This is a genomic window from Faecalibacterium faecis (assembly GCF_040096475.1).
Taxonomy (GTDB): domain Bacteria; phylum Bacillota; class Clostridia; order Oscillospirales; family Ruminococcaceae; genus Faecalibacterium; species Faecalibacterium taiwanense.
In genome coordinates this window covers 1-8,047 of sequence record NZ_JBBMEP010000038.1, presented here as the reverse complement: position 1 = coordinate 8,047, position 8,047 = coordinate 1, and the positions used below count along the sequence as shown (strand labels likewise).

Sequence of the window (8,047 nt, the reverse complement as noted above, 5' to 3'; positions counted from 1 at the left end):
ATAAGCGTTTCCCGGTGGCTTTTCACGTTCGGGTCGAGCTTGCGGAACCGGGTCAGCCAGAACCGAACCTGATTTTCGCTCAACCGTGGTCGAGCGATTTTTTCTTCAGCGATCCGAATTTCAAGCTCTTTCTGCTGGGCTTCCAGCTTTTCCAAACGCGATTTGGTGGAATTGGTCAGCACACCCGCTTGGATAGCGTTCAGCATATTCTCAATGCCGTTCTCCACCTCGCGCATCTGCTTTTCCAGCAAAGGGAGCGTGGTGTTTTCCTGATCCTGCAACTCCATCACTTCTGCAACGATGGCATCAATCACGGCATCGTCCTGAATCAGCTTCATGGTTTCAGCTATGACCAAATCTTCCAGCCACTCTTTACGGACGGTCTTTTTCTTGCAGATCTTGAAACGCTTCGCGGTGGCGCACTTATAATAATGATGAACGACTTTGTTTCTACCCGTACCGCACTCGCCGAACATCATCGCGCCGCACATTCCGCAGAACAGCTTGGTGGTGAGCAAGTAATCGTCCTCGGCCTTGTGACGGGCAGGAGCGCGGCTGTTCTTTTTGATTTTCAGCTGCACTTCCTCAAACAAATCTTTATCCACGATGGCCGGGATGCTGTCGGGCATCACAATGTCCTTGAAGTGGTTTTCTCCGATGTACCGTTTGTTCGTCAGCAGCGTCTGAACACTGTTGTAGGTAAACTTCTGATTACGGTTGGTGGTCACGCCACTGTCGTTCAGCCAGTTCATCAGTTCTTTCATAGTTGCGCCATCGTTGTACCGCTGAAAGGCTTCTACCACAAAGGGAGCTTTCAGCGGGTCGACTTGAAAGAACTTCTCCTCATCCACCTTAAAACCAATGGGAATCGTGCCGCCGTTGTACTTGCCCTTCAGAACATTCTCGGTCATGCCGCGCACAACTTTTTCAGAAAGTTCTGCCGAGTAGTATTCAGCCATGCCGGTGAGCATACTCTTGACCATGATACCCGCAGGGCTGTCAGAGATAGGCTCCGTGGCAGATACCAGCTTGACATGATTTCGTTCCAACTGGTACTCATAGTGGGCTGAATCATAGCGGTTCCGGGCAAAACGGTCGAGTTTCCAGACCAGCACGATGTCAAACAGCCGTTTTTCGCTGTCCTTGATCATCTGCTGGAAGTCCGGGCGGTTATCGGTTTTGGCGGAAAGGGCACGGTCAATGTAGTGTTTGACCACGGTAATGCCGTTCTTTTCGGCGTAGGCCGTACATTCACGAATCTGCCCTTCGATGGATTCTTCGCGCTGGTTATCGCTGGAATAGCGGGCGTAAATCACGGCGGTCATGCAAACACCCCTTTCACTTCATTCTCCGCAGGCGGCGCACAAGGTCGGATGCGATGTACAGCACACGAGCCACCGACACGGCATCCTCGCCCACAATGTAGAACACCAAGTAGTTGTCCACCAGCATCTGCCGCAGTCCTTGGGTGCGCTCCGGCTCACTTTCCACGAGCGCACAGCGTTCCGGCAGGATGTTCAGCGACTGGATGGCTTCTGCAATGCGGTTGTATTGCCCCATAGCCGTGTCAGGCTCCAGCAGACGGTCCGCAATGTAGCCGTAGATCTGCTCCATATCGCTGAGGGCTGCACGAGAAATTTTCACGTCATACTGCTTCATCTGTGCTGTTCCCTGAACTGTGCGAATGCGCTTGCAGCATCCACGGCATCACCGTTCTGAATCTCCTTAATGCCCACCTGCAAGGCCGCATGAAGCTGGTCATCGGTCATGGTGTCAGCGTTCAAAGCCGCAGGAGCCTTCGGCAGGGATAGCGAGAAGGGGATGCCGCCAGTCAGGGTGATCTGGCGCAGGTACATATCAATGGCAGTTGCCATCGGGATGCCGAGCTGCTTCAACACATCCTCGGCTTGCTGCTTAACGGTGGGGTTGACACGAAGATTGAGTGTCATCGTTTTTTCCATGGTTATCACCTCGGCCTTATTGTAACGTATTTTGCGTTGCAAATCAACAACTCCCAAACTTATAATTAAATTTCTCCATATTGCACAACATATTTATTTCAGAATTGTTCAAGAATCAAAATATCTGCCCTGTTGCTGAAATGAAATCAAGCCAGTCATTCTTATTTTTCATGTATCGATTATCTTTTTTACCATTGTACAGAACAAAATCATCAGCGGAACCGCAAAGAGCAAGCATAGGACATTTTTTAATTCAGCATTATCCGTTGAAAGCTGCATCAAAATCATAGAGAGCGGATACCTTTCTTTGCTCTGCAAAAATGTCATGGGTTGTTCCAAAAGATTCCAGCTCTCAGCGATAGAAAGGAATGCCGCAATCATAACATACGGTCGTACAATTGGAGCATAAATTTTCCTAAAAAGCACCCAGTTACTTGCGCCGTCACAAATTGCTGAATCGAACAGGCTACTGTCAATTCTTTTTGCTGCGAACCAAAAGAGTAAAATCATCCAAGGCTGGAAAGCCGTCATTATCAATAGCCCTTCAAGAGAATCCAACCATCCAATATTCATCAGAACCAGATATTGAGGGAGCATAAGTGCTTGCTGCGGCAAAAGCAAAAAGAAAACACAGGTCAAAAGAAAAAATGTCTGCGCTTTCGGAGATGGGATTCTGGCAATCGCATAACCTGCAGGCAGTGCAATCATAATTTGAATAAGCACTCCGGCAATTGCAAGAATCGCGGTATTTTTATAGGCGCAAATGAATTCCATCAGAGAATCCATCTGCCACAAGTCATCTGGGTTTATCTCAAATGTCAGGAAAACAAGAAATACGCATGGCAGCACAAAAATCACAGCAGCTATCAAAGATAACATCCTATATGTAGCTTCTTTTCGTGGGTTCATCAGTTATTCCTCTTTTTTCTCGCCAAACACATTCCACTCAGTACAAAGGCTTCAACAAAAATCACAACCAAGATAGATGCTGCTTCCAACCGTGCATAATTCATATTCATAAAATTGTTTTGCAAAAAGTGTTGAATACTATATAGTTGCTCATTCGGATGACTTCCACCAATCAAATAGGCTTCACGGAAACATCGAAAGCTATTGTAAATCGTCAAGATTCCACAAATCAATAAAGAACTCTTTATGATTGGAAGCTTTATATACCAAAAACATTGTAGAGGGTTGACTCCATCTAGCATGGCGGCATCTATGATCTCGGATTCTATGGATTTTATAGCAACTATAAAAATCAAAATCGAGAATCCCAGTGTTTTCCATAACACAATTATAAGGAACACATAAAATGCAACTGGTGTTTCACCCCACTGGCTAGGAGACTTTTGTAAGATGCTTGATGCAATTGTCACAACACAAGCTGCCGGAAGTATTGAAGGAACAAGGAAGAACAGACAAAGTTTTTCTTTTCGGAGCTTTATATAAACTTCCGCAATGAAAATGCCAATAACCAAATTGACGGGTACAATGATGGCCCACAAATGAAACAGATTTCTAACAGCGAGTGAAAATGCCTCATTTTCAAAAAGATCCACATAATTTTGTATGCCGACAAAATCAGTTCCTGTTCCAAGAAAGAAACTTTTCCCAAAAGCAATCAAGATTGGAAACAGATAGCAAAAAAATCCGGCAATAAGTGCCGGCAGAAGAAGGATATTGCTCTGAAGATTCTTTTTCATTTTATTCATCAAGGTACAATTTGAGCCGCGGAGTAAGTCGATCAACAAGCTCATCAAGGGTAATTTCATCATTCCAATACTGAACCATCGTTTTGCTTAGAAGATTTCCGCCATCCTCACTTTGATCAAGCTGCAAGGCACGGTACCAAATTGTGTGATATTGCGCTGCATTGATCTTGTCACATATTGTTTCAAGTTGATCTAGCTGTGCATCAGTCAAATTGTCACCATACATCTCTTTTCGGTTTTCAATATCTTCTTGCCCTATTTTTTCATGGGATGCATCATAGACACTGAATTGATATTGTGCTTCCATACATTTTTTAAGACATCCACGTCGGACAGGAAACATATCTTTATCTGCAAACGCCGAACTCGACTGGCATTCTTCACTAAGAAGATAAGCTAAAAGTGCTTTTACCTCTGCTGGATGCTTTGTGTTTCGATTTCCCATTGCGTAAGAACCGATTTCAGCAGTAACACCGCCTAGCTCATTGGGAATGGGAAGTGTTACGGTTTTGATTCCAAGAGCTGCACACTGCCGAAGAAGTCCCACCGTCATATAGCTTGGGTCAAGACTAGCAAAAGGTTCACCGTTTGCAAAATAATCTTGGACTACTTCTGGATTGAAACTGTCAAACAAACCATTTTGCATCTCATAAGAAATTTCACCCGTACGGAATTCTTTCTCGTATGCTAATGTTTGCCGACAACTAACTGTGTCCAAGTTAATAGTGTGATTCTTGTAATCGATAATTGGCTGCGATAACGCGCTTGTCATGCTAAAGTCCATCACAACCAGCATTGGTTTTTCCTTGTAGACGCGCAGCAGTTCATCCATCGTGGCCGCAAGGCTTTTTGATGCGGCTTGCATATCAAATCCGCTGTCTTTCAGAACGCTTTCTGCACTTGTCAGAGCTGGAACTGAAAAGCACAAAGGTAAAATATACTGTTTTCCTTTTAGTTTTCCAGCATCTAAAAGAGGCATATAAAAATTCTCTGCTGTGAATTCGTTTGAATCCATTACATCGGTAAGATCGAGAAAAGCTCCATTCATCATACTCTTTTCAATATCTGGAAATAGATTAACATTCGTCAATCGGTTTCCTTCCATAATAAAAAGGTCGGGACCCTTGCCTGAAAGGATTTCCGTATTTAGCTGATGAATCTCTGCCTCACGCTCTGCGGTATCACCCTCTTTTGGCGATACGAACTGTATTGTGATATTCGGGTTCTCTTTTTGATAATCTAGCAGTTTTTCATAGATAGGACAATGTGTATCAGGATTTGCATAGTGAGCGGTAAGGTAGACTGTTAAAGTGACTGGATTTGAGCTATCCTCTGCAACGGGCTTAGCTAAATCAGTTTCCTTCTTGGTAGATGCGCATCCTGTGAGAAGAACCAGCAGGCTTACAATAATAGCGGCAATAAATATACTAAATCGGTTATTTCGTCTATTGTTATACATAACTTCAGGTTCTCCGACTTCTAAAATTTTGCTTCATACCAATACCAATGTGCTGCAATTCGTTCAGTATATTGTGTATTATCACCTTCTGATTCTGCCCACGACCATCCATTTCCACTTTTTACAAACTCAACCGGAACATCTTGAAAGCCATGTGGTTCATCATCTTCAGAATAGTAAAAGCCCTTATATGTAGTACTCGGAATGAGCCCGAAAGAGCCTGTACAAAATTCCACCATATCATCTGCGTAATAATATACTTTCCATCCATTCCACTCTAGCGGTCCCATTGGATGTTCTTCTATCACTTTCCGCGCATAGTTTGTCAGCTCATCCTGATTTCGCAGTACATAAGACTGGATGGATTTTTTGCTAAATGGCCGAACAATCAACGCCGTAGCTACAGCAATACACCCTAGTGCGGTCAAAAGTCCAATGCAAATTCTTTTCATGTTTTTCTCCAGTCAACTGAAAACATATCACGCTGTAAGAACTATGATATCGCAGACTTTACTTTAGCGTGTGTACAATATGCAGTGCCATATCTGCATTTTCTTTGTCTACAAATATCTCTGTGATATACTTTGGTTTTATACCTAGAGTTCCAATTCTTGCCTGATCGAACGTATTACGCCGATTGACATCTTTAGTTTTGCAATAGAACTTGATTCCCGCAGCCGCCAACGCATCCGTGATGCGATTGCACTGGTAGGGGTCAGAAACAGCTGCAACTTGTGATTTGAAAAATTGTTCTAACATAAAAAGGCCTCCTATATACGTTCTAAAAGAAGTTCTTACAAATCCTTTTTAAAACAACGAAATTTAAGCCCGCTTTATTTCATCCGTCCACAATTTTTTTCAAAATCGTATGGTTGCACATAAATTTCCAGAAAGCTTGTAGCACAATCACGATTTTTTTCTTTTTATTCAAAGAAACCACCACGGCAGTTCCAGCCACAGGTTATCCATGGCCTGTTCCTCCGTCTTTTTGGCGCGGCCTTTTGTCAGGTGAAAGTATATCGCCGTGCCGATCAGTGGATGCTCTTCGCCATCAGTGAAGCCATAGCGGTACAGCAGATAGGTCTGCTCCCGTTGGGTCAGCCGTTTCAGCCCATCGTACAGTTCTCGGCGCGATTCCTGCTCTTCCATAATGATCTGCGGCTGCATGGCGTAGGGGTCGGCTATGGCTTCGATGCGCCGCAGTTGTTCCTCTCCCGGCAGAACATCGTCCAGCGAAACACGCTGGTAACAGATACCGTCCTTATCCTCCGTCACCATCCGCTGCTCAAAAGCAGTAAAGGCATCCCGAACCATGTCCATCATGGCGTTGCGGATGGCAGGAGCCGCGTAGGTCAGGAACTTCATGCCGCGCGCCGCATCGAACTTCGGCACAGCTTTCCATAAGCCCAGATTGCCCGCCTGTTTCAAATCGTCCGTGTCAAGGTTCAGGCCGGACTGTGCCAGATTCATGCTGCGGAAAAGGTCATTTGCCACCTTGCCAATAAAGGACTTGTTGTTGTCGATCAGGCTGTCCAGCGCGGCAGCATCGCCTTTTTGCGCCAGCGCACAAAGCCGTTCATTCGTCTGCTTCATGGGCGTTTTCCTGCTCTGCGGCAGACTGCAAGATTCCCAGCAGACCGTTCCGCAGCTGTTCCAGCGCTTCCGGCGTAGCTCCTTCCATGCCCGAAACGCTGTCCAACATTGCATCTGTCAACTGCTCTGCCGTAATCGTTGGGTGCTGCACATCCTGCCCTTTAGTCAATTCGGTGAACATCTTCTCTGCCACTTTCTTGCTCATGGCTTCCTGTTCGGCGTAATGGCTCCCGATACCCTTTTTGATTTCCTTGACCGCCGCCATGAAGTACATTTCAATGTCATCAAGATCACCTTGATACACCGGCTTTCTCCGAAGGCTGATGTCCTTTGCGGCTTTGGCTGCCTCCGGGGTCTTGACCCTTGTGCGCAGCAGGGTGCTCAATGTCGTGAGCATGGCGTTCTGTGCCGCGATACCGGATGCAAAGGTATCATCAAAATACTGCGCTATGCGGTAAGTAAGCTCTGCAAAGCGGGCGTTTTCCAGCAGCAGGTTGACCACCTCTGTATTGACACGCCCTGTGTAGAGGTTCTTTGCAGCTTCTACGGACAAGCCCAGTTCGGCAATGTCGTAATTTTTGCGGTCGGGGATGTTGGTTTCTCCCAGCAGAAAATCCGTGGACACGTTGAACAGCCTTGCAATCCTCAGCACCTGCTCATGGGTCAGGGTTCCTTTCGCACCGCTGATGAAGCGGCTGATGGTGCTCTTGGAGCAGCCGATCTCCTTGGCAAGCTCTGGTTGGCTGATGTTGTGCTCTTTCATCAAGTCCGCAAGACGGACGTTGGACGGTGCGGGCAGATATTCCTGCGCCATGTGGTCGGCCCTCCTTTTTGATCTTTTTTCTCATTATAATACGCTCTGCCGTTTTGTTCAATATACGGTTACCTCTCCGCCCTTGCTGTTGCAGTCCTGCAACCAGTGAGGGCATTTTTCTTTTTCCGTTGCAGTTTTGCCGCTTTTTTGCTCTTTCTGCAAAATTCCCCGTATATTCAGGCAGGAAACAAAAAACACCAGAGTTCCCACTTTGGGGTCTCTGGTGCAACGCACGAAACAAAGGAGAAATGCCCTTGAGCCTGTATCAAAAGATCAAGTCCGCCATCACCGTTCGGCAAGTGGGAGAGATGTACGGCATGGAGCCCGACCGCCATGGCATGGTGTGCTGTCCATTCCATTCCGACAGCGACCCCAGCATGAAGCTGAATGACACCTATTATTACTGCTTTGGCTGCGGAGCCAATGGAGATGCCATCGACCTCACCGCCAAGCTGTTCGACCTGAACCCCCGGCAAGCCGCCGAGAAGCTGATAAATGACTTCGC

General features: G+C 46.2%; 11 protein-coding genes. 1 reads left to right on the top strand and 10 read right to left on the bottom strand.

Features of this window, described 5'->3' with window-relative positions:
- From WMO17_RS12890 to WMO17_RS12845, 10 genes are all read right to left on the bottom strand, one after another.
- The coding region (locus WMO17_RS12890; protein WP_349138299.1) for a recombinase family protein at window positions 1-1,325 on the bottom strand (1,325 nt) is incomplete at its 3' end.
- A gap of 13 nt (window positions 1,326-1,338) precedes the next feature.
- Window positions 1,339-1,659: a type II toxin-antitoxin system RelE/ParE family toxin gene (locus WMO17_RS12885; protein ID WP_349138298.1), complete on the bottom strand. Its 321-nt coding sequence runs from the start codon at window positions 1,657-1,659 to the stop codon at window positions 1,339-1,341.
- On the bottom strand, window positions 1,656-1,961 hold the full coding sequence (locus WMO17_RS12880) for a type II toxin-antitoxin system RelB/DinJ family antitoxin (protein WP_270476888.1): 306 nt from the start codon (window positions 1,959-1,961) through the stop codon (window positions 1,656-1,658). The genes WMO17_RS12885 and WMO17_RS12880 overlap by 4 nt, the downstream gene beginning before the upstream one ends.
- 168 nt (window positions 1,962-2,129) lie before the next feature.
- On the bottom strand, window positions 2,130-2,870 hold the full coding sequence (locus WMO17_RS12875) for an ABC transporter permease subunit (RefSeq protein ID WP_349138297.1): 741 nt from the start codon (window positions 2,868-2,870) through the stop codon (window positions 2,130-2,132).
- Window positions 2,870-3,667 carry an ABC transporter permease subunit gene (locus WMO17_RS12870; protein ID WP_177713651.1) on the bottom strand — a complete coding sequence of 266 codons (798 nt, stop codon included), beginning with the start codon at window positions 3,665-3,667 and terminating at the stop codon, window positions 2,870-2,872. Before WMO17_RS12870 ends, WMO17_RS12875 begins: the two co-directional genes overlap by 1 nt.
- Window position 3,668: 1 nt before the next feature.
- Window positions 3,669-5,135, bottom strand: coding sequence for an ABC transporter substrate-binding protein (locus WMO17_RS12865; RefSeq protein WP_349138296.1), 1,467 nt, complete (start codon window positions 5,133-5,135; stop codon window positions 3,669-3,671).
- Window positions 5,136-5,155: 20 nt separating this feature from the next.
- Entirely contained in the window at window positions 5,156-5,587 is a 432-nt protein-coding gene (locus tag WMO17_RS12860) for a hypothetical protein (RefSeq protein ID WP_143405465.1), read from the bottom strand.
- A gap of 58 nt (window positions 5,588-5,645) precedes the next feature.
- Window positions 5,646-5,894: a hypothetical protein gene (locus WMO17_RS12855; protein ID WP_097776517.1), complete on the bottom strand. Its 249-nt coding sequence runs from the start codon at window positions 5,892-5,894 to the stop codon at window positions 5,646-5,648.
- 168 nt (window positions 5,895-6,062) lie between these two features.
- Window positions 6,063-6,728: a sigma-70 family RNA polymerase sigma factor gene (locus WMO17_RS12850; protein ID WP_349138294.1), complete on the bottom strand. Its 666-nt coding sequence runs from the start codon at window positions 6,726-6,728 to the stop codon at window positions 6,063-6,065.
- On the bottom strand, window positions 6,712-7,542 hold the full coding sequence (locus tag WMO17_RS12845) for a helix-turn-helix domain-containing protein (protein WP_349138293.1): 831 nt from the start codon (window positions 7,540-7,542) through the stop codon (window positions 6,712-6,714). Before WMO17_RS12845 ends, WMO17_RS12850 begins: the two co-directional genes overlap by 17 nt.
- 254 nt (window positions 7,543-7,796) lie before the next feature.
- Between WMO17_RS12845 and WMO17_RS12840 the strand changes: the two genes are divergently transcribed.
- Window positions 7,797-8,047: CHC2 zinc finger domain-containing protein (locus WMO17_RS12840; protein ID WP_435387702.1), on the top strand; the 251-nt coding region annotated here is incomplete at its 3' end.

Bases quoted from the DNA above. Each gene is read 5' to 3' on its own strand.
- WMO17_RS12885 (WP_349138298.1), bottom strand. From the start codon at position 1,659: ATGAAGCAGTATGACGTGAAAATTTCTCGTGCAGCCCTCAGCGATATG.
- WMO17_RS12880 (WP_270476888.1), bottom strand. From the start codon at position 1,961: ATGGAAAAAACGATGACACTCAATCTTCGTGTCAACCCCACCGTTAAG.
- WMO17_RS12875 (WP_349138297.1), bottom strand. From the start codon at position 2,870: ATGAACCCACGAAAAGAAGCTACATATAGGATGTTATCTTTGATAGCT.
- WMO17_RS12870 (WP_177713651.1), bottom strand. From the start codon at position 3,667: ATGAAAAAGAATCTTCAGAGCAATATCCTTCTTCTGCCGGCACTTATT.
- WMO17_RS12865 (WP_349138296.1), bottom strand. From the start codon at position 5,135: ATGTATAACAATAGACGAAATAACCGATTTAGTATATTTATTGCCGCT.
- WMO17_RS12860 (WP_143405465.1), bottom strand. From the start codon at position 5,587: ATGAAAAGAATTTGCATTGGACTTTTGACCGCACTAGGGTGTATTGCT.
- WMO17_RS12855 (WP_097776517.1), bottom strand. From the start codon at position 5,894: ATGTTAGAACAATTTTTCAAATCACAAGTTGCAGCTGTTTCTGACCCC.
- WMO17_RS12850 (WP_349138294.1), bottom strand. From the start codon at position 6,728: ATGAAGCAGACGAATGAACGGCTTTGTGCGCTGGCGCAAAAAGGCGAT.
- WMO17_RS12845 (WP_349138293.1), bottom strand. From the start codon at position 7,542: ATGGCGCAGGAATATCTGCCCGCACCGTCCAACGTCCGTCTTGCGGAC.